At 46.5% G+C, this 21215-nt stretch carries 15 protein-coding genes and 2 riboswitches; of the genes, 8 read left to right on the top strand and 7 right to left on the bottom strand.

Going from position 1 to position 21215, the window contains the following annotated elements:
* The first annotated feature begins 6 nt into the window (after positions 1-6).
* Positions 7-861: an alpha/beta hydrolase gene (locus CZ502_RS03900; protein WP_076459789.1), complete on the top strand. Its 855-nt coding sequence runs from the start codon at positions 7-9 to the stop codon at positions 859-861.
* A 55-nt stretch (positions 862-916) separates the two neighbouring features.
* On the opposite strand, the gene CZ502_RS03895 is transcribed toward CZ502_RS03900, so the two are convergent.
* From CZ502_RS03895 to CZ502_RS03885, 3 genes are all read right to left on the bottom strand, one after another.
* The gene (locus CZ502_RS03895; RefSeq protein WP_076459788.1) at positions 917-2041 is read right to left on the bottom strand and encodes a glycerol dehydrogenase; all 1125 of its coding nucleotides are present in this window, start codon (positions 2039-2041) and stop codon (positions 917-919) included.
* Between the two features lie 141 nt (positions 2042-2182).
* Positions 2183-4312 (bottom strand): LTA synthase family protein, encoded by a 2130-nt coding sequence (locus CZ502_RS03890; RefSeq protein ID WP_076459787.1) that lies wholly within the window; start codon positions 4310-4312, stop codon positions 2183-2185.
* Between the two features lie 124 nt (positions 4313-4436).
* Entirely contained in the window at positions 4437-4706 is a 270-nt protein-coding gene (locus CZ502_RS03885) for a hypothetical protein (protein ID WP_076459786.1), read from the bottom strand.
* Positions 4707-4846: 140 nt separating this feature from the next.
* On the opposite strand from CZ502_RS03885, the gene CZ502_RS03880 reads away from it, so the two are divergent.
* Positions 4847-5500, top strand: a complete 654-nt coding sequence (locus CZ502_RS03880; RefSeq protein ID WP_076459785.1) for a histidine phosphatase family protein — start codon at positions 4847-4849, stop codon at positions 5498-5500.
* A 35-nt stretch (positions 5501-5535) separates the two neighbouring features.
* Here the strand turns inward: CZ502_RS03880 and nhaC are convergent, their stop codons facing one another.
* The gene (nhaC, locus tag CZ502_RS03875; RefSeq protein WP_076459784.1) at positions 5536-6909 is read right to left on the bottom strand and encodes a Na+/H+ antiporter NhaC; all 1374 of its coding nucleotides are present in this window, start codon (positions 6907-6909) and stop codon (positions 5536-5538) included.
* A 307-nt stretch (positions 6910-7216) separates the two neighbouring features.
* On the bottom strand, positions 7217-8518 hold the full coding sequence (locus CZ502_RS03870) for a nucleobase:cation symporter-2 family protein (protein ID WP_438267732.1): 1302 nt from the start codon (positions 8516-8518) through the stop codon (positions 7217-7219).
* A gap of 116 nt (positions 8519-8634) precedes the next feature.
* Positions 8635-8733: riboswitch (purine riboswitch) on the bottom strand.
* Positions 8734-8861: 128 nt separating this feature from the next.
* On the opposite strand from CZ502_RS03870, the gene CZ502_RS03865 reads away from it, so the two are divergent.
* Positions 8862-10295 carry a C69 family dipeptidase gene (locus CZ502_RS03865; protein WP_076459782.1) on the top strand — a complete coding sequence of 478 codons (1434 nt, stop codon included), beginning with the start codon at positions 8862-8864 and terminating at the stop codon, positions 10293-10295.
* 53 nt (positions 10296-10348) lie between these two features.
* Here the strand turns inward: CZ502_RS03865 and cytX are convergent, their stop codons facing one another.
* Together cytX and CZ502_RS03855 are read right to left on the bottom strand one after the other, a co-directional pair.
* On the bottom strand, positions 10349-11509 hold the full coding sequence (gene cytX / locus CZ502_RS03860; RefSeq protein WP_076459781.1) for a putative hydroxymethylpyrimidine transporter CytX: 1161 nt from the start codon (positions 11507-11509) through the stop codon (positions 10349-10351).
* Positions 11510-11604: 95 nt separating this feature from the next.
* Positions 11605-11711: riboswitch (TPP riboswitch) on the bottom strand.
* Positions 11712-11729: 18 nt separating this feature from the next.
* A complete protein-coding gene (locus CZ502_RS03855) occupies positions 11730-12647 on the bottom strand; it encodes a magnesium transporter CorA family protein (RefSeq protein WP_076459780.1) in 918 nt (305 codons plus the stop codon).
* Between the two features lie 149 nt (positions 12648-12796).
* Here CZ502_RS03855 and CZ502_RS03850 point away from each other — a divergent pair, with 149 nt between their 5' ends.
* The 5 genes from CZ502_RS03850 (at position 12797) to CZ502_RS03830 (ending at position 21166) form a co-directional block, all read left to right on the top strand.
* On the top strand, positions 12797-13705 hold the full coding sequence (locus CZ502_RS03850; RefSeq protein WP_076460572.1) for an RluA family pseudouridine synthase: 909 nt from the start codon (positions 12797-12799) through the stop codon (positions 13703-13705).
* Positions 13706-13734: 29 nt separating this feature from the next.
* Positions 13735-14487, top strand: coding sequence for a TerC family protein (locus CZ502_RS03845; RefSeq protein ID WP_076459779.1), 753 nt, complete (start codon positions 13735-13737; stop codon positions 14485-14487).
* Position 14488: 1 nt separating this feature from the next.
* The gene (gene trxA / locus CZ502_RS03840; protein ID WP_076459778.1) at positions 14489-14806 is read left to right on the top strand and encodes a thioredoxin; all 318 of its coding nucleotides are present in this window, start codon (positions 14489-14491) and stop codon (positions 14804-14806) included.
* Between the two features lie 151 nt (positions 14807-14957).
* Positions 14958-16256 (top strand): KxYKxGKxW signal peptide domain-containing protein, encoded by a 1299-nt coding sequence (locus CZ502_RS03835; RefSeq protein ID WP_076459777.1) that lies wholly within the window; start codon positions 14958-14960, stop codon positions 16254-16256.
* Positions 16253-21166 carry a mucin-binding protein gene (locus CZ502_RS03830; protein ID WP_076459776.1) on the top strand — a complete coding sequence of 1638 codons (4914 nt, stop codon included), beginning with the start codon at positions 16253-16255 and terminating at the stop codon, positions 21164-21166. Before CZ502_RS03835 ends, CZ502_RS03830 begins: the two co-directional genes overlap by 4 nt.
* Positions 21167-21215: the final 49 nt, after the last annotated feature.

The raw sequence follows: 21215 nt of genomic DNA, 5'->3' as shown, positions 1-21215 counted from the left end.
AATTTAATGAAAAAGCGTCAGGTTACAATCGCAACGGCTATCTTCGTGGTAATTATCGCCATCGTCGGTGGGGCAGTTTGGCACCAGCGTAAAACAAGTAAGTATGTTCAGTCAACCACGCCCACCCTGTTTTTCCATGGTGGTGGCAGCAGCTATCATGCCGAAGAGCACATGGTCAATGCTGCAAAAAAGGCCGGCGTTACCAGTACGGTTTTGCGGGCCAACGTTAGTGATGATGGAAAAGTGACCTTGCACGGGTCAATGCACCGGGGCGCAATTAACCCCATCGTTGAAGTGAACTATGACAATAACCGGCAGTTAAACTTTGCTAAGCATGGTGAATACGCAACCAATGTGGTGAAGACATTGCAAGCGCGGTATAAAATCAGCAAGGTCAACATGGTCGGTCATTCCCTGGGAAATATTTCGATTATTTACTATATGCTGCAAAATGGGCAGGACAAAAAAATGCCCCAGTTGCAAAAGCAAGTTAATATTGCCGGGCACTTTGCGGGATTAAACTTTAAGGGGATGCCAGCGGCGATTCGGCAGCCTGCTGGGTTAGCATTAGCTAGCGATGGTAAACCAACCAAGATGAACGCCAGCTATCAGCAAATGACCGCTGCCCGGCAAGCTTATCCTAAAAGGCAGGTCGCGGTCTTAAACATTATCGGTGATATTGGTGGACACACCGACGGGACGGTGCCGAACGTTTCGTCGTTATCGTTAAAATACTTAGTTGAACCCCGGGCAAAGTCCTACCAGGTCGTTACAATTAAGGGGAAGGATGCCCAACATTCAAAGCTTCATAGTAACGCCCAGGTAGACCGGGCATTGATTCAGTTTTTGTGGGGGAAATAAAAATGGTCGGCGAAAAATCCCCGACCATTTGTGTATTTCACTATTATTTTAGTCTTTACTTTTTAGCGTGCTTGCAGTGATGGTGGCTTCCGAGGTATTGCTTCGTGTAAGCATCAACCGCCCGGAATGCTTGTGCAACATCGTCTGGTGTTACCTTAAATGGCAGCCGGTCAATCGTGTCATTTTCAGAACAAGCAGCTTCACCAGCCTTAAGCAACTCTTCGTCAGTTGCGTTTTCAAGGTGCAAGTCCGCAAGGGTCGTTGGTAAACCAAGCGACAGGATAAATTCAAAGTACTTGTTGTAGCGGTCCTTGTCGGCTCCTTCAAGCATCAACTGGGTAAGTGTCCCGTAAGCGACCTTTTCCCCGTGAGTTAAGTCATGGGTCTCTTCAAGCGTGGTCAAGCCATCATGGATCGCGTGTGCACCAGATAGACCACCACTTTCAAAGCCAAGCCCACTCATCAAGGTGTTTGCCTCGATAATGTTTTCCAGGGCCTTAGTGACAACGTGCGCCTTCCCGTCGGCAACTGCAAGGTGGGAGTACTCAAAGAGGGTCTCTTCACACTTGTGACCGATTGCGCTCCCAACAAGGGTTTGCTTTTCATTCAGCATTGTATCGGCATTGGCCTGGGCAACGGCGACTGCTTCGACGTTGGTTGCTAATGCGTCGGCAATCCCTGAAATCAGCATCCGCACTGGGCCGTTAGCAATTACCTGGCTATCGACAAGGACCAAGTCAGGGTTTTGGTTGTAAAAACGGTAATGATCAAAACTACCATCATCGGTGTAGATAACGGATAACCGTGAGCAGGGGGCATCGTTAGAAGCTAATGTTGGCATGATGACAACTGGCAAGTTTAAGTTATCTGCAATAGCCTTGGCAGTGTCGACGGTCTTTCCGCCACCGAGACCATAGATAACGGAAACTGCTTTTTCCTTACCGATTGCCGTTACCCGGTCGACTTCGTTGGTTGATGATTCACCGTTGAACTGAACGCGAGTGACATCGTAGCCATTATCTTGTAAGTATTGTTCAAACTTTTGGCCGACAATCTTGTAGACCGTGTCACCTGCTAACAGGAGCGGCTTCTTGCCGAAGTTTTGTAGATACTTATCACTTTCAAATAGGACACCCTTGCCTTGAATATAAGACGATGGTGAGCCGAATTCTTCAACCATATAAAATCCCTCCAATTTTGTACTTTGTGTACGAATTAACAATAGCATTTTTGCTGAAAGCGGTTAAGAGGTTTGGGCAAAACGTTAACTTTGCTTAATAAATTAGAAAAGCTGGAAGGATCGGGCCTTCCAGCTTTTTAGTTACTTATTATTTGCATCCGGGTTAGTAATCTTAATCCGGTTTGAATCAGTTGAAGAGTGGTTTTGTTCTGGTGCATCGGTACTGTAATCATCAACCGTGGACTGGTCATTGTTTTCAGAGAAGATGCTGGTTGACTTATTCCCCTTCTTCTTTTCAATCTGTTCAGCGCGTTTCAGCCCGTTTGAGTAGTTGTAATCAGCCGGGTTAACTGGCTTAAAGCCTTTTGGATGGTAGAAACGCAGCAGGTTCTTTTCGTTTAGTGAATCAGAGAGACTTAGCTCGGTATTGACAAGCTCATTTGCCTTTTTCAACCGCTCCTTTTGTTTGGCGGTCAATTTAGCGGGCTTGCCGGTCTTGTTATCATAAATTGTTCCGCTAATGCTGGTATACCGTGGCGTTATAAAGTCACGGTTACGGAAAGCAACTACCTGGCTATGCTGACTTGAGAAGAGGTCAGTTCCAAACTGGATGTAGCGTTTACTACTGATCCCCAGTAAGTGGAGCAGGGTTGGCAAGACGTCGATTTCCCCACCATAGGTATGGTAGATCTGGCCCTTGCCGGTGCCGGGGATAACAAACATTAACGGTACCCGTTGTAATTGAGTATTATCAAAGTCGTTCCATTCATCAGCGTTCTTACCTAGGACGCTTGCTAAGGCCGGATTTTCACTATTGGAAATTCCGTAATGGTCACCGTAGATCATGACCATTGACTTTTTATCCAGGCCGGTCTTATGAAGGTAGTCAAAGAATTCCCGCAATGACTGGTCTAAGTAATGGGCAGTGATGAAGTAGTTATCAACGTTAGTGTCACCAGTATTAGTCGTCTGGAAGTTTGGATCCTTGTCCTCATCATCGAGGGTGTAAGGGAAATGGTTGGTAACGGTAATGTACTTCGCATAAAACGGCTGTTGTAGCGTTTGTAGGTACTTTACCGAGTCCTTAAAGAGCAGCTTATCCTTAAGGCCATAACCGGTCGCCTTATCACCAGAGGTATCGTAGTAACTGGCGTCAAAGAAGTACTGGTAACCGAGGTTCTTGTAGACGTTATTCCGGTTCCAAAAACTAGCGACGTTACCGTGGAAGACAGCACTGGTGTAGCCCGCCCGTTGGTTAAGGATGGCCGGAGCTCCCTGGAAGGTATTATCACTGCCGAGGGTGGCGAAAAGCGACCCCTGGGGAAGACCAAAGGTACTAGTTTCGAGCATATTTTCCGCATCACTGGTCTTTCCTTGACCAACCTGGTGGAAGAAATTATCGAAGGCATAAGTATCTTGCCCGTGATACAGCGAATTTAGGAAGGGCGTAACTTCTTGGCCATTGATCTTCTTATCGATTAGGAACTGCTGGAAACTTTCGAGGTGGATGATAATCACGTTCCGGTCCTTCGCAATTCCAAACATTTTCGGGTTAGCCTTAGCGTAGTGCTTATCGGTAAACTTCTTGACCTTTTCTAGTTCCGACTTAGTGGCGCTTTGCCGCATTTCGTTGATATGCTGTGACTTGACTAGGTCATAGCCAGTAAAAGTATCAATTCCCAGGTATTTAACGATGTAGGCCCGGTCAAAGGTCCGTGTCAATAACTGGGGACGACTCATCTCCGCAAAGGAGAGGTTTACCCCGAACAAAACGAGGGCGACGGAGGTAAAGGCAAATGCTAGCCGTGTCCCCAGCGCGCGCGGGTCAAACTTAATCAGCTTGAAGGCCATTAGGATTAAGATAATGACGATATCTAACCAGTAAAAGACGTCATGAAAATTAGTCAGGGCGAGTGAGCTACCGCTTAATCCCTGGTTAACCTTCGAATAGCCAGTCATCGTCGCAATCGTCATGAAGTCGGTAAATTCCCGGTAATAGATAACGTTAAGGTAAAGCAACAGGGTGTTCGCAACATCCAGGCCCATCAGCACCGGGTAGAAAAACCGTGACCGTTTAAAGTAAAATGCCAGACTATAAATTAAGGCAGTGGTTGCCAGGGGGTTGAATAACAGAATGATATTCTGAAAAATTCCTTCAGCCCCGAGTTTGAAGTCTGTAAAGTAAGCAAACAGGGTCTTTAACCAAAAAAGGACAACTAGGAGGGTGAAAAAGCCAATCCTAGTATCCACAAATTTGCTTAGTTTTTTCATTAGGAATATTCCTCACAATCAAAATTATGTTTATTCTGCTTTGCCGAAATTTTCGACAAGTCAAAAGTATTTTATCACAGATTATGGTGGAACTTTATTCATTAAAGAAAACCGTAGGAGAAACTTAATTCTTTGCCGGCGCGACTGCTAGGCTTGGACTAGTAAGCCAGTCGTAGCTAAACAACTTCTTTAGTTTTTCATTGACCGGGATCCAGATACCGGCTTTGAGGATATCTTTTAGCGAGGCCTGCATTAGCTGGTCTTGTTGGTACTCCTTGGTGAGGGGGATCCTTAATAGGCGTCCCTTTTCTGTTACTACCAGAATGCTTTTGCGCCCAACCCGGGTAATCCGGGCAGCCACAATGTTTGGTTGGTTAGTATCGGTGAGTTTCATCAGTATTTCCTTCTTTCTATAACTAGTAAGTTTACGGGGTGAATATGAAGAAAGAATGTTTAAACTCCTAAGCTTCGATAGTTTTCTGAAAATGAAAGCGGTACAATTGAAGGAGAAAGCGTAAATGGAGATGAGTAGAAATGACAAAGTTGAATATCTTTTTAGTCCGGCATGGGCAGACCTATTTTAATATCTATAATAAATTGCAAGGGTGGAGCAACTCACCGCTGACCGCTAAGGGAAAAGAGGACGCAAAAAAAGCTGGTGAGAAGCTGAAAGAAATTCACTTTGATGGTGCATTTTGTAGTGACACGACCCGGGCAATGGAGACGATGCAGACGATCCTTGACATGAACGTAGCCGGTTCCGTCAAACAGGCAGTGACTGCCCCATACTTCCGTGAAGAATTTTATGGTTCATATGAAGGGTCAAACATGGACATCGCCTGGTATAATGCCGGTGCCCCTCACGGTTTTAAGAACTTCCACGATATTGTTACTAAGTACTCAATCGGGCAGGCCAAGGACTGGCTAAAGGATGCTGATCCATTTCATGATGCTGAAAATAATGAAGAATACTGGCAACGGATGGATAAAGGACTAGCACTAATCCGGAATGCTGACTTGCCGGATAACGCGAATGTCTTATGGGTCAGCCATGGTAACACCTTGCTGAGCTTGGTCGAACGCTTCGGCCATGGTAAATACGATGTGACCGTCCGGCCGGCTAACGGCAGCTTGACCACGGCCCTGTTGACCGATGATGATATGGAAATTGTTGAATATAATAAGTAATAAAAAAACTCCGCATCAGATGCGGAGCTTTTTTATTACTGACGGTTCTTTTGCCATTTCAAGCCGATGCCGGTAATCCCACTAAGGATGGAGAAAACGGGCGAGAAAAGACTGAAGAAGGCGAATGGCAGGAAGTGCAGGACTGGAACGCCTAACGTTGAGGCAGCAAATGATCCGGCCACTCCCCAGGGGATAAGGTAGTTGATAACACTCCCCCCATCTTCAAGTACCCGACTGAGGGCAAGGGGGGCAAGACCAAGCTTATTGAAGGCTGCCTTGAAGGCCTTCCCCGGAAGGATAACTGACAAGTACTGTTCACCAACGAAGAGGTTGATGCCGATTCCAGAAAGGATCGTGACGGTAATTAACCGCCCTGGCTTTTGCAAGTGTTTAACGAGCGGATCCATCGCGGACTGGACGACGTTAAACTTCATCAAGATGCCCCCTAGTGACAGGGTCACGATAATTAAGGAAACAGTTGCCATCATGCTGCTGATCCCACCCCTAGAGAGAAGGGCATTTACTGATGCGTCACTGGTGTGGGCAACGTAACCTTCACTAATTAAGCTAGTCAATGAGTTGAGCGACTCATGTGGGTTTTGGCAGAAAATCATGATGACAGTCACGATAATATTGATAAAGAGGGTTGGAATCGCCGGAATGTGCCGCCAAGCACAGGCAAACATCAGCACAATGGGGAGTAATGCCCACCAGCTGATGGCGAAGTTTTGCTGGAGGACGGCGGTGGTCCGGAGAATCTTGGTAGGACTGACTTGTGAATGGGTGTTGCCGAGAATCCAGAAAAGGATCAGGGAAACAATAAAGGAGGGGATCGTTGACCACATCATATTTTTAATGTGGGCAAAAAGGTCACTTCCCGCGATTGCTGAAGAGAGGTTAGTAGAGTCCGACAATGGGGACATCTTATCACCAAAGACCGCCCCGGAGACGATAGCACCACCGACAAGGGCGGGGTTGACGTTCATGGCAACCCCCATCCCGAAAAGCGCAATCCCGATGGTCGAAATCGTCGTGAAACCACTCCCAATGGATAGGCCAACTAATGAACAAACGACAAAGGTTGATGGGACAAAGAACTGGCTGCTGATAAGTTTAAACCCAACGACCATGATGGCGGGGATGACCCCGGCCTTAATCCAGACTGCAATCAAGGCCCCAATCAAAATAAAGATGAAGATGGGGATGATCGCCGTCCCGATCCCTTCTTGAATACCCTTATGAATATCATCCCAACTGGCACCACGTAGCTTTGCCCAGAAAATTAAAATGGCAATGACAAACAGGACGGGGATCTGTGGCGACAGGCCGAACTTAATGACGGCCGTTCCTAAAATAATTAACATGAGCAAAAGCAAGGCGATTGCTTCACTAAACCGTACTTTCTTCATTTCTAATTCCTCCTCAATAAAAAAGTCCCGTTGATGTTTTCATCAACGGGACGATTGGATTTAAACCGCGGTACCACCCACTTACACACGCTATCGTGTGCACTCTTATCAGGTGGTAACGGCACTGATCATGGCCGAGCAATCATTCACTCGTGATAATTCGTATCGCTTTGCCTGACCGGTTCGCACCTCACCACCGGCTCTCTTACACCCAACAAAGGACCTACTGAAACGATAATTGTTGCAATTATAATATCGTGCAAAATTTAAATTGTCAACAATAAAATTAAAAAGTCATGAGAACCGCTTAATCATGGTTTGCCCAGCGGTGGTTAAAAAGAAGGTTGAGCAGGACTGCCGAGATGCTGGTGACGACAATACCATTGCCAAGGATGATTTGAAATTCCGTCGGCATGTGCTGGAACAGTTGGGGATACATGGTGATCCCGAGTCCCAGGCCGATGGAGATTGATGCGGTAAGCAGATTGGCGTTTTTGTTGAAATCAACCTTGTGCAGGATTTGCACCCCCTGGACGCCGACCATCCCAAACATGACAATCATCGCGCCACCGAGGACCGGGGCAGGGATGACTGTTGCAAGGGCGCCGACCTTTGGTAACAGGCCAAGCAAGAGGAGCAGGAAGGCGGCGTAGTAAACTGGTTGGCGACTCTTCACCCCGGACATTTTGAGGACGCCAACGTTTTCAGAAAAGGTGGAGTAGGGGAAGGTATTGAAGAGACCGCCAAGAACTGCCGCAATTCCTTCGGCCCGGTACCCGCGCTTTAGGTCCGCGGTGGTTAATTGTCGTCCGGTGATGTCACTTAACGCAAAGAAGACCCCGGTGGACTCAATCATGGTGGTTAGTGAGACCAAAATCATTGTGATGATTGCACTAGTATTAAAGTGGGGAACACCAAAGAAAAAGAGCTGGGGAGTATGGAACCATGCTGCTTCACTGACAGGCTTAAGCGAGATAAAACCCATTGCCCCTGCAATAAAAGAGGCGAGCAAGATTCCCAACAGGATTGCGATGGACTTCATGAATCCGCGGGCAAAGGCATTGAAGACGAGGATAATGGCGATGGTCAAGAAGCCAATAAACAAATTAGCGGGGGCACCAAACGAGGCGGCAGTTGGATTCCCGCCGCCCAGGTCTTGGAAACCGACTGGCACTAAGGTGAACCCGATGATGGTAATCAGGGAGCCAGTTACGACCGGTGGAAAGAACCGCTTTAACTTGGCAAAGTAGCCGGCAATTAGGAAAACAAATATTCCTGCCGCAATAATTGCTCCGTACATGTAGGTGATCCCGAGTTTACTCCCAATCGTCTCTAAGGGGGTTACTGCCTGGACAGCACAACCGAGGACGACGGGGAGCCCAATCCCCGTGAGCGGGGTTCGCTTCAGCTGTAAAAGGGTTGCCACGCCACACATGAAGATGTCGATTGATACCAGGTAAGTCATCTGCAGGGTTGAAAAGTGTAAGTAATGGCCGATTAAGAGGGGCACTAAAACGTCCCCGGAATACATCGCTAGTAGGTGCTGAAATCCTAAGATAAAGTTCTGCCACTGGGTAGAAAAAACAAATTTATGCGTGTGCTGGTTAATTGCAGTAGTTGAAAGTGGTTCTTTCAAAGTAATCCTCCTCGAAAATCGTGGAGCCAATAAAAAAGGAGACTGGCAAGCGCCTCGTCTCCTAAAAAATATAAGCGAATATTAAAGCGGAAAATCCGATTCGTGCTTATAGTCTAAAGTTTACGGCTTTAGGTAGAAACTAACCGACCTTATTTCGGTATTATATAGGCTCTTGGTTGATTTAATGTTGCTATTCTAGCACGCTCATTGATTACTTTCAACACCATTGTTCGGCTTCTAAGAAAAATAATTAAGCACAGAAAAAGTAGTATAATTAAAATGATACTGTTATCTTTGCAGAGAGGAAGCGCACAAGATGAAGAAATTAATGAGTAGCTGTACAGCAATGCTGGTTGGTAAAAATGCGACAATTGACGGTTCGACCATCATTGCCCGTGACGAAGATGGTGAAGACGGGGTTAATCCTAAGACCTTCCGGGTATTTCCGGCGAAGGACTATACTGGTGAACACTATGTTTCCAAGTATAATGGCTTAACTGTTGATATGGTAGGGAAAGGGTGCCGCTTTACCGCAACGCCAAATGGTGTCCCTGACATTGGTCGTTGGGATGAACAAGGGATTAACGAGTATAACGTTGCCATGAGCTCAACGGAGACTGAAATGACCAATGCCCGGGTGCTAGGTCACGATCCGTTAGTTGAAAACGGGGTAAATGAGGATTCAATGCTCTACCTGGTTTTGCCATTTATCAAGTCTGCCCGGGAAGGGGTCAAGCGTCTCGGTAGTTTAATCGAAAAGTATGGGACGGGTGAAAGTAACGGGATTGCCTTTAGCGATAAGGATGAAGTGTGGTACTTTGAAACCGGTGGTGGTCACCAGTGGGTTGCCCAGCGGATTCCTGATGACGCGTACGCGATTGCCCCCAATATTATGTGTATCGAGGAAATTGACTTTGCTGATGAAGACAACTACCTGACAGCTGCCGGAATTCGCGACTTCGTTAACAAGTACCACTTAAATCCTAACCCGGAAACATTTAACTTCCGTAACATCTTTGGAACCCAGGATGAAGCAGATGCCTACTATAACACGCCGCGGTCATGGTATGGACAAAAGCTCTTTACCCCGTCCCTTGAACAGGAGCCGACGAGCCAAAAGATTCCTTTTATCCAACACGCGGAAAAGAAGATCGCAATTGAAGACGTTGAATACTTCCTATCATCACACTATAATGGCACGCCATATGACCCGATGGGAACCTATGCTTCTGGTACGCCAGCGGAGCAAAAGAAGTTCCGTTCGATTGCCTTAGACCGGAACCAGAGCTCCTGCATCTTGCAAATCCGGAATGATGTGCCGGCAGAGTACGCTGCTATTCAGTGGATCAACTTCGGCTTTTACTGTTACAGCCCATACGTCCCATTCTTTACCAACATCACTGACACGCCCGCCAACTACAAGCTGGCCAGCGATGATGCCCAACCGGACAAGAGTGCTTACTGGATGCATAAGTTGCTCGAGGTAATCGTTGAACCGCGCTACCATGAATTTATCAACGAAGTTAATGACTTCCGCGACCGCTGCCAGAGCTATGGTGTTAGCCGGGTTGATAAAATCACGGAAGTAGCCAAGATCCAAAACTCTGCTAACTTAGTAAATTATTTGACCGAGCAAAACATGAAGACTGCTAACCACGTCAATGCAGAAACACATAAGTTGATCAACAGCTTACTTCACCAAGCGTTATTGAATTCGAAATTCCAGTTTGAACGTGGCGATAATCTATAAAAGCTAATTATTAATGAATCGCGTGACCGGGTAAAATTTCCCAGTCACGCGATTTATTTTTGCTTAATTTTATGACAGATTAGTGTAATGATGATTACGATGATGATATCGGGGATGGTGTTGCCGATGGGGGTATCGACAAGCATTAATAGACGGTAGACGATAAAGCCAATTAGCCAGATAGCCATATTTAGCCACTCGACCTGGTGGTGGGCAGGTGTTTTGCGGAGAATAAAAAAGTCGGTAAGCTGGATTGCAATCATCGGGGTGAAGACTGAGTCAATGATATAAAGAAATGGTGAGATATTATCCATTGGAAAGAGGCTAGCCGTGATGAAACCGATGATCGTCGCTACAAGAGCAACGTGGGTTTTATTTAACTTTCGCCAAACAGTCAAACTGGAGACTCCCGCAGAGTACGCGTCCATAAAAGTAGTAGTGACCGTGGAAAAAACGATTATTAATAGTCCAGCAACACCCATTCCAGCGTGGCGCATAACAGTGGCAATGTTGTCCTGACCAGTAAGGAGGGTGGCGCCCATGCCAATGATATACATCCAGCAACTACCGATCGTATAAGCGGCGACACTTGTGAAGGTGGTTAGGCGTGGTGCGGCGGCCTTGCTGGTGTAATCGCTAATCAATGGTAACCAAGAAAGGGGCATTGCAATTGCCAGCTCCACTGCTTCGCCAAACGTAAGACTGGGCGATGGTGTAGCTTGAGGGTTGTGCCCGGTGAAAATGATTGTTGAAAGCCAAATAGTGAGGAGCAAAAGCAAGGCGATTGCGACTAGGTTAATCTTTTCTAGGTGGGTGAGGCCAACTAGGATCCAGAGCGAAATTAGGGCAGCGATGATCAGACACCATTGCCAGTGGGCGAGTTGAAAAATGCTTTTAGCAGCGATTGCCCCGTCAAAGATCATAATACTGGTCCATCCGCAGAGTTGGGCGACGTTAAGGCCGGCAAAAAACTTACTGCCATTGTGACCAAAGCTCATTTTGACAGTTTCCATTGCACTTTGCCGACTGGATGCACCGATATAGCCGGCAAAGAATAAGAGGGCGGCACCAATTAAGTGGCCGATGAGAATCGCTAATAGCCCCTTTGTGAAGCCGAGCGGGGCAATGTATGTTCCCGTTATGATTTCAGCGATTGAGATTGCTGCCCCAAACCAAATGAGACCATTTGCAAAGACGGATGTTTCTTTCTTCATGAGTAAAACTCCCTTGTTGTTGATTACAGCGGGAATTTAACGGTTGCAAATAAAAAGGAGACTAGAAAATTAATCCCTAGTCTCGCGTGTGTAGCATAAATAAAAGTATTATTTCCTACGGTGGGATTATCCACATCAGGTTAAATGGGTCGAAGGTCGCACCTTCCTCTCAGCCTGTTTACAAGCTCCCCGCTGTTTAATTTAGTTTTAGTATAACATATTATTTCCACCAATGGCGGTTGATTAAGAAAATCACGCAGGCCGCCATCAGGGCGAGCGTAATTAAAATGGTGATCACCCAGGAAAATGACCAGTTTGCTAGTGGCAGCTTGACGTTTTCACCATAGAATCCGGAAACGATCGTTGGAATTGAAAGAACGATCGAATAAATGGTAAGGTACTTCATCGTCTGGTTCAAGTCACTATCGAGAACCTTGCTATAGGCGTTGGAAACCCTGGCAGAGACATCAGAAGTCATCTGGGCCATCTCTAGTCCTTGCTGTGCTTCGACAATCACGTCGTCTAGGTCGTTAAACTGCTTGCTAGTGATGCGGCTGCCAAAGCGGCGCTTGAATTCTTCGAGCAAGGAAACATTTCCCTTTAATGAGGTGAGCATGTAGACCAGGCCGGTTTCAATTTCCATGAACTCGGTGATTGCTTTTCTGCCAGTCCGCTTTTGCAAATTTTGCTGGATCTGCTGGCGCTGCTGGTCGACCCGCCGCAAGGGGCCAAAGTAATCCGTGGATAGCCGATAGAGAACGGGAAAAACCAGGTTAAGTTTATCATCAGTCCCTCCCCGCTTTTGTAAGAGGCGGAGCTGGTTAGCGATAATCCCGTTGACAAAGTTGGTCTTTGCATTAGTAAAGGTGATGATGTTGTTTGCTGTAAGCATGATCCCGATAGGGGCCGTCTGGGGGGCCGTAACCGCGTGTGTCGGGACGTAGACGTCAAAGATTAAAAGAGTTACTCCTGCGTCTGGATCAACTTCAACCCGCGCTTTTTCGTAGGGGTCGATTGCGTAGTCGAGCAATTCTTGAGTAACTTCGTATTTTTCAATCAGGTCAAGTCGTTCATGGGGAAGGGGTTCAAAGACACTTATCCACTTACTATGTTCATTAATCTGATCGGTTGTTAACATGGTTACTCATCCCCTTAATATTGTTCATATCTCTATTCAACTCTATTATCCTGGAAAAGTAAACCGCCCTAACAGTAAATTAAAGTGAATATTTCCTGGGAAATAACGTAAAATAGTGCTATTAGTTTAATGATGGTGGTGGAAAAATGATAAATTACCGATGGCACTTAACAGAGCAGCTAGCAAAGCAGCAGGAGGAATGTTCCCTCCGCACCCTTTTGCACCAGCAGTGGCTCCTTCCCAACCGGTTGATCCATTATTTGCGTACCCGGCGGCAAGTACTGGTTAATGGCCATTATATCTCGATGAATGAACCAGTCAGTGCGGGGGACCAGGTTGAGATGTTTTTCGTTGGGGATGAGGTCCGAACGCCCGCCGCTAACGACTATGTTCCAACCAACAAGCCTGACTTAGCAGTTTTATATGAGAACCGTGACTTGCTGGTGGTGAATAAGCCGCGAGGGCAAAAAACTCACCCAAACTATCGGGGAGAAACAGGGACCCTAATGAATGATGTCGCGGGTTATTTAGCGGGAACCAGCGACGGAGCATACATGGTCCACCGGATCGACTTGCAGACAAGTGGGGCGGTGATCGTGGCAAAGAATCCCATCGTGGTGCCGGTCTTGAACCGGCTGATTAGCACGGGGGCAATTCACCGCCAATACCTTGCAGTTGTTGAGGGAAAACTTGTTGACGACGGTAGGTGGGCATGGCCAATCGGTAAGGATCCCGCTAACTTTCACTTGCATAAGGTTGCGGGAATTAATGCCCAGCCAGCGGTGACCTACTACCACAGTTGTGCGGCCAACGAGGATCGTTCCCTAGTAGCATTGAAACTAGCAACGGGGCGGACTCACCAGTTGCGGGTCCATCTGGCACACAGCGGCCACCCGATTGTGGGCGATCCCCTGTATAATCCGTCATCTAATGAGGGAATGTTACTGCATGGGCAGGCGCAGCGATTAGTGATACCTTTTACCATGAAAACTTTAAATATTAAGGCGCCACTTCCACCCTATTTTTTAAATTATTTGGTAAAATATAAATTAGCTTAGGAGCAAATTTGAATAAGGGAGGACATTAATTGTCACTTTTAGAGAAGTTGTATGGACCATTTTTTGATCCACATAACTGGGCAACAGTTGTTACATCCGGTGAGGATTGGCTGATTATTTTTTCGTTAGTTATGATTGAGTGTTTACTTTCTGTCGATAACGCTGTTGTCTTAGCAGCCCAGACACGTGTATTACCCACATTAAAGGAACAAGAAGAGTCACTATTCTACGGAATTTGGGGTTCCTATGTGTTCCGGTTCTTAATAATCGGTTTAGGTGTCTACCTGATCAACTTTTGGGAAATCAAGGTGATCGGTGCTGCTTACCTAATTTACCTTGTTTACCGGTACTTCCGTACTAAATTTTTCGGTAAAAAGGCAATGCGCAAGGGCCATGAGAATAGGTCAAGGCTCAAGGGGCGGAAGCTATTCTGGTCAGTAGTTGCCCAGATTGAGTTGATGGATATCATCTTCTCGGTCGATTCAGTGTTGGCCTCGCTAGCAATCTCCACCAACCCGGTGATCGTCTTGATCGGTGGCTTGATCGGGATTGCATGTATGCGGGGAATTGCTGAAGTAATTATGAAGCTGATGCGGAAGGTTCCGGAATTAGAGCCGATGGCATATATCTTGATTTTCGTAATCGCAATCAAACTGTTCTTAACGATTCCGGCAATTGACGTTGAGATTCCATCGGGGATCTTCGGGATCTTTATCCTTGCGGTATTTGTGATTACGATTATCATCCACTTCGTAAGAAATTCAAAAAAGAAGGCAAGATAAGATGGCAATTGAAGCAAGTACACAAGACTTTAAGGCGCAAGTCCAAGGACCATTGACGGTAGTCGACTTCTGGGCACCATGGTGTGGCCCATGTAAGATGATGGAACCGGCAATGGCAAAGCTTGAAGAACGGTTTGGAAAAGAGATCAAATTTGTAAAACTAAACGTTGACGGCAACCAAGAGATTGCCCAGCAGTATAAGGTAATGAGTGTGCCCAGCCTCGTCTTATTCCGTAACGGGGAGGCAAAGGAAAAGGTGACCGGTTATTATCCGGAAGAAAAACTCGCCCATTACTTTAGCCGTAAAGTAGCCGAATAACGACGGCAAAAGCCGCATCCCAGTAAGTGGGGTGCGGCTTTTTTGATGCTAGAAAAACTTAATCTTTTCTCCCAAGTTTAAACACCTTTTCTAAAATCGCATAATATATAATTATTATACAAATTATATTTAACGACAAAGGAGATAATTCATGGAGACAAAGAAACACTACAAGTTATACAAATCGGGCAAACTGTGGATGACGGCAATGATTTCTGTGGGTGTCCTTGCGGTAGCCAACGTGGCTTACGCTGATACTGCTGAGCAAGCGAGTACGCCTACCTCCACGGATACCAGCATTGTAACTTCCGACGCGAGTAATTCGGGTAATCTAGCAGTTGAAGTTCCAGTGACCCACAGCAGTGCGGCTCAAACCACTGCACCGCCAGCAAATGCACAAGTAGAAAAAATAACATCTGGTCTTGGCAACATTGATGACGGCCAATCTTCTGCAAACCAACCGGTGGCTAGCGCAGCGAATAATGCAGTTAGCAGTGACCCAGCGAGGCAACCTAGTCAAGCGGTAGCCACGCCGGTGACGCGGACCGAAGCGGAGCAAGAAGTGGCGACATTTACCCAGCCACAGGTGAATTCAACCATCACGGTTAACAATCCTAGTAATTACCCAACCGATGCAGCCAAGTTAGTTGGTAAAAATCAATTTAGCGAGTCTTACTACATTTATCAGATCGTTAACCTAGATGGGGCTAAGATTAATGGCCTCCAAGCACGGTTAATCTTATCGGTTGACCCGCGTAATCCCCAGGGAGCTAACTACGCCTACGTTACTGATGAGAAGTATAAGAAAGCCTACCAAACAATCACTATTAATTCAGGCGAGTATAAGGACATTTCCGTTAGTTCGACCGGTGGGGCAATTAAAAATCCGACAAGAAACCAAATTTACCGGGTTTCTAATACCGGCCCATTTACCTTGGATTTTAATGGTAAGAAGATAACGGTGCCAGCGTCACTGTCAATCAAGAGTGTTGGTAGCGGAAATGGACGGGGAGTTAGTCCAGTTTATGGTTTAGGAAACCAAAATAATATTTCGTACTCTGATAAGGTTGATATTTCTCCAGAAAACAAAGCACCGGCCATTGAATATATCTACTTAGACAAGGATGGTAACTACACTAGCAGTAATAAATTGCCTGCTAATGTGCCAGTGAACGGGATTACGGGGCAACAGTTTACCATCACCAATGTTGATGAATACAAACAGGTCCTCAATGGCCTTTACCTGACTAACCAGCAGGGGAGCCTGGCTAATTCAGCGGATGGTTCATACAAGGGGACAATTTCCCAGTTCCAAATCGGCCAGTACTACGAAAAGACGCTATACAACTGGGATCGAACAGTTTCCCAAACGTTAATTTATAAGTTAATCGATCCTCAAGGAACGATGGAAATTTCCTTGCTTCGGCCAAATAAAAAACCGAAACCGTGACAGTTCCGGTTGGGGAGCATAAGGTATTTAGTAACGGTACCTTAGTCCGGAACCCCTTTGTCCCTGGCGCTAACTCAGTCCAGCTCGTCTACGCGGACTTAGGAAAGATCATTCCGGTTGATGAAAATGGGAACGTTATTTCCGACCTGCAGCCGGTCTACAACAATGACCCAAGTAACCCTCATAAGGCAGGGGCAACGGCGGCACCGGACTTGACTGCCCAGGGATGGGTGTTGCAGACACCATCAGATGCAACAATTATTCCTAGTAACCCAGGTGAAGATACCAAGGTAGTTTATGTCCGGGTTGTAACGAATACAGTGGAAAAGACGGTTACCCAAACGGTCAAGTACCAATATGCCGATGGAATTACGGCAGGGCGGCCAGCGCTACCGGGCGACAAGGTTCAGAAAGCCACTTTTATCCATACCGTGATTACGAACCCAGTTACCGGGCAGGTAATCTCAGATACTTGGACCCCGGCCCAACAGTTTACCGCTGAAACGTCGCCAACGATTGCCGGCTTCTGGGCGGATCAAAAGGAAGTTGGGGGTAATGCTGAAGTCACCCAAGATACGCCTAGTTTAACATTCGTCGTCAAGTATAGTGGACCAAACGAAGAAATAAGTGAAACGAAAGTTACCCAGACAGTTAACTACGTCTACAGTGATGGCATCACGGCAGGGCGGCCGCCGTTGCCATCATCAAACGTCCAAACCCTAACGTTTACCGCAACGACTCATCGTAATCCGGAAACTGATGAAGTTATCAGCACGACCTGGTCTGGACCGCAAAACTTCACCATCGTGCTTACTCCCGAAGTTGATGGTTACTACTACAATAAGGCACAGGAGGGAAGCACTGACAAGGTGACCCATGAAAGTGCCGATACAGAGTACACTGTTTACTATGCACCGCCAACAGTCACTAGCCAGGACAAGACCATTACCCAAACCATCCATTACCAATACGCAGATGGTGAAACCCAGGGGCGGCCACCACTACCAAAGGATGATGTCCAGACCATTACCTTTACGGAAACTCTCCACACCAACCCGTTTACCGGGCACGTCGTTTCCTTTGGCTGGACCCCAGACTACAATAAGTTCTCAATCGTCCAAACGCCAACGATTAACGGCTTCTACGCTGATTTGGCCCACGCTGGTAGTGATAAGATAATGGTGCACGAAGACCTGGATACTTACTACGTTGTAAACTACGCCGCCCCCGTAAGTACCGTGACCGAATCGAAGCGGGTCAACCAGACGATCCGGTACGAATATGCGGATGGGGTAACAACAGACCGGCCAGCGTTACCACAAACGGATACCCAAAGCTTAGTCTTTGACCGGACGGTGGTGACCAATCCGTGGACGAATGAAGTAATCAGTGACACCTGGAGCCCGGCCCAGAACTTTACGGTTTTAGCGACCCCAACAATTGATGGCTACTACTACAACTTAGCTCAGGCAGGGAGTAACGCAGCGGTAACTTATCAAAGTGCTGATAGCGAGTACATTGTGAAGTATGCCCCTGCCAATGTCCAAACGAGTGATAAAACAGTTACCCAGACGATTAAATATCACTACGCAGAAGGAGTAAATGGTGATCCGGCGTTATTACCAACGGATAATGTCCAGAGCTTAACATTTACTAACACGGTCTTAACGAACCCATGGACGGGAGAAGTGATTACTAATACGTGGAGTCCAGCACAAAACTTTGCAGTGATTGATACACCACGAATTGACGGCTACTTCTTTGACCAATCACAAGCTGGTAGCGCTGCTTCAGTAACCCATGAAAGTGCAGACAGCGTTTACGATGTCTACTATCTTGCACCTGAAACTACCGAGACAAAAAAAGAAATTACCCAAACGATTCGCTATGAATATGCCGATGGGATAACAACTGGGCGGCCAGCGTTACCGCAGACAAACGTGCAGACGCTGACATTCTTCCAAACAATTAAACGGGATCCAATTACCGGGGCGATTATCGCTGACGAGTGGACTGAACCGCAAAAGTTTGGGATTGTAAGTAGTCAACAGCTTGCCGGATTCTATTATGATCAAGCCCAAGCTGGTAGCGATAAGATGGTAACTCATGATGATGCTAGTACGGAATACGTCGTTAAGTATGCGCCAGCAAGCATTATGAGTGAAGAAAAAAATGTTAGCCAGACGATTCGTTACGAGTACGCTGATGGGGTGACAGCTGAGCGGCCAAGTTTACCAGCAACGAATGTTCAAAATCTTAGCTTTATCCATACGGTAACAACGAACCCATGGACAAAGGAAGTGATTAGTGATACATGGAGTCCGGCACAAAGTTTTACGGTTGTTAACACGCCGGTAGTCGAGGGCTTCTACTATGATCAAGCACAGGCCGGTAGTAATGCTGCCGTTACTTACGAGAGCGGTAATACAGAATACCTTGTTAAATATGCACCGGTAAATGTAACTACTGAAAATAAGACAGTTACCCAAACGATTTACTACCACTATGCAAGTGGGGTGAACGGTAACCCGGCATTGCTACCAGCAACGAACGTTCAAAGTGTTGACTTTACACGGACCACGTTGACAAATCCGTGGACGGGGGAAGTGATTAGTGACACGTGGAGCCCTGGTCAAAACTTTACAGTTGTTGTGACACCACAAATCGATGGCTATTACTACGACCAAGCCCAAGCTGGTAGCACGGTCACGGTAAACCATAACAGTCCGGATACTGTTTATAACATTTACTACTTAGCACCAACAACAACGAGCGAAGAAAAAACAATTACCCAAACAATTCGCTATGAATATGCAGATGGAATAACAGCTGATCGCCCAGCGTTACCACAAACAAATCTTCAGACGTTGAGCTTTACCCAAACAATCGTCCGCAACCCAATTACGGGAGAAATTGAGTCAATTACCTGGACTGATCCACAAAGCTTTAACGTAATTAAGACGCCAAGGATTGACGGCTACTACTATGACTTGGCAACCGCTGGGAGCAATCAGCTAGTGACCCATGACAGTGCAAATACTGAGTATGTTGTAAAATATGCGCCAGCAAAGATCATTACTGAGGACAAGCAAGTAACGCAGACTGTTCGTTATGAATATGCCGATGGCCAGGTAAACGACCGTCCAGCGCTACCACAAAGCGATGTGCAGACGGTAAACTTTACTCACACGACAACGCTGAACCCATTTACTGATGAAGTAATTTCTAGCACATGGAGTCCAGCACAACAGTTTAGTATCGTTAACACACCGACAATTGATGGTTACTACTATAACCATGCTCAGGCTGGTAGTACAGCACAAGTGACCCATGATAGTGCAGATACCGAATACGTAGTCAAGTACAGTCCTGCTGACATTCAGACAACAGATAAGACAGTTACCCAAACTGTTAAGTACCAATATGCTGATGGGATTACAAACGGTCGCCCGGCCTTGCCAGCAAATGAAGTACAGGCACTGACCTTTACCCAGACAGTTGCCCGCAACCCATTTACTGGGGAAGTGATTTCTGCTACATGGAGTCCAGCGCAAAACTTTACTTTAGTTAATACCCCACCAGTTACCGGCTTTTACTTTGACTTAGCCCAAGCCGGCAGTACGACCAATGTTACTCACGAAAGTAGCAATACGGAATACGTTGTAAACTATGCGCCAGCAAATGTAACAACGACTGATAAAGTAGTAAATCAAACAATTCGCTATGAATATGCAGATGGGGTTACAACAGGTCGGCCAATGCTACCACAGAACGTGGTTCAGACATTAACGTTTACGCAAACAACCGCAACTAATCCATTCACTGGAGAAGTAGTATCGACAACGTGGAGTCCGGCGCAAAGCTTTACCCTTGTAGATACACCAACAATTGATGGTTATTACTACGACCAGGCCCAAGCCGGCAGTACAGCACAAGTTACTCACGAGAGTTCTGATACGGAATACGTTGTAAAGTATGCTGCACCGACGGTTACCACCGAAACTAAGGAAGTAACGCAAACGATTAAGTACGAATACAATGATGGCGTGACAGCGGGACGGCCGACATTACCAAGTGACAATGTGACTTCCGTTGACTTTGTTCACACGGTAATCACTAATCCATGGACAGGGGAAGTGATTCAGGATACGTGGAGTCCTGATCAAATTATTCCGTCCATTGCGAGCCCAACAATTGATGGCTTTTACGCTGATCGGGAACTAATTCCTGAAGTAACTGTTTCCAATACAAGTCAAGATCTTCATTACGTTGTAAAATACGCTGCACCGACGGTTACAACGGAAACTGAAAAGGTAACACAAAACATTAAGTATGAGTACAGTGATGGTGTGACAGTCGACCGCCCATCATTACCAGAAAATAACACGATCACGGTTGATTTTACTCACACGGTAGTCACTAATCCGTGGACGGGTGAAATAATTGAAGACAAGTGGAGTCCTGACAAGGTCATTCCAGCAGTGCCTAGTCCAGAGATTGACGGCTTCCACCCTGATCATGAAACAATTCCAGAAATGACAATTTCTCATACAAGTAAAGACCTTAACTACGTTGTGAAGTATGACAAGAATGTTGAAACACCAGCACCGGAAACTCCTGCGCCAGAAAAGCCAGTGGTGCCAAGTAAGCCAACACCGACTGAGCCAGTTGCGCCAGCACCGGAAGAACCAGTAGTGCCAAGCGCACCGGTTGTTGCGCCGAAGCCAACCGAAGTCACTCCGGTGGAAACGGCTAATCAACCAGCAGCTTCAGTGGTCGCAGATAAAAAGGTAGAAAATACCGTGCTTCCACAGACCGGTAGTCAGGATACAGTAGCAATTGCTGGATTAGGATTGGTAACAGCATTTGCAGCCCTCTTTGGTCTTAGTAAGCGCAAACGCAAAAGTTAATTGAATAACGACGGCAAAAGCCGCATCCCAGTAAGCGGGGTGCGGCTTT

The sequence above is a fragment of the Limosilactobacillus caccae genome (assembly GCF_900156885.1).
Lineage (GTDB): Bacteria > Bacillota > Bacilli > Lactobacillales > Lactobacillaceae > Limosilactobacillus > Limosilactobacillus caccae.
Note: the sequence above shows the minus strand (reverse complement) of the source record. Positions and strands in the feature narration are given on the sequence as shown.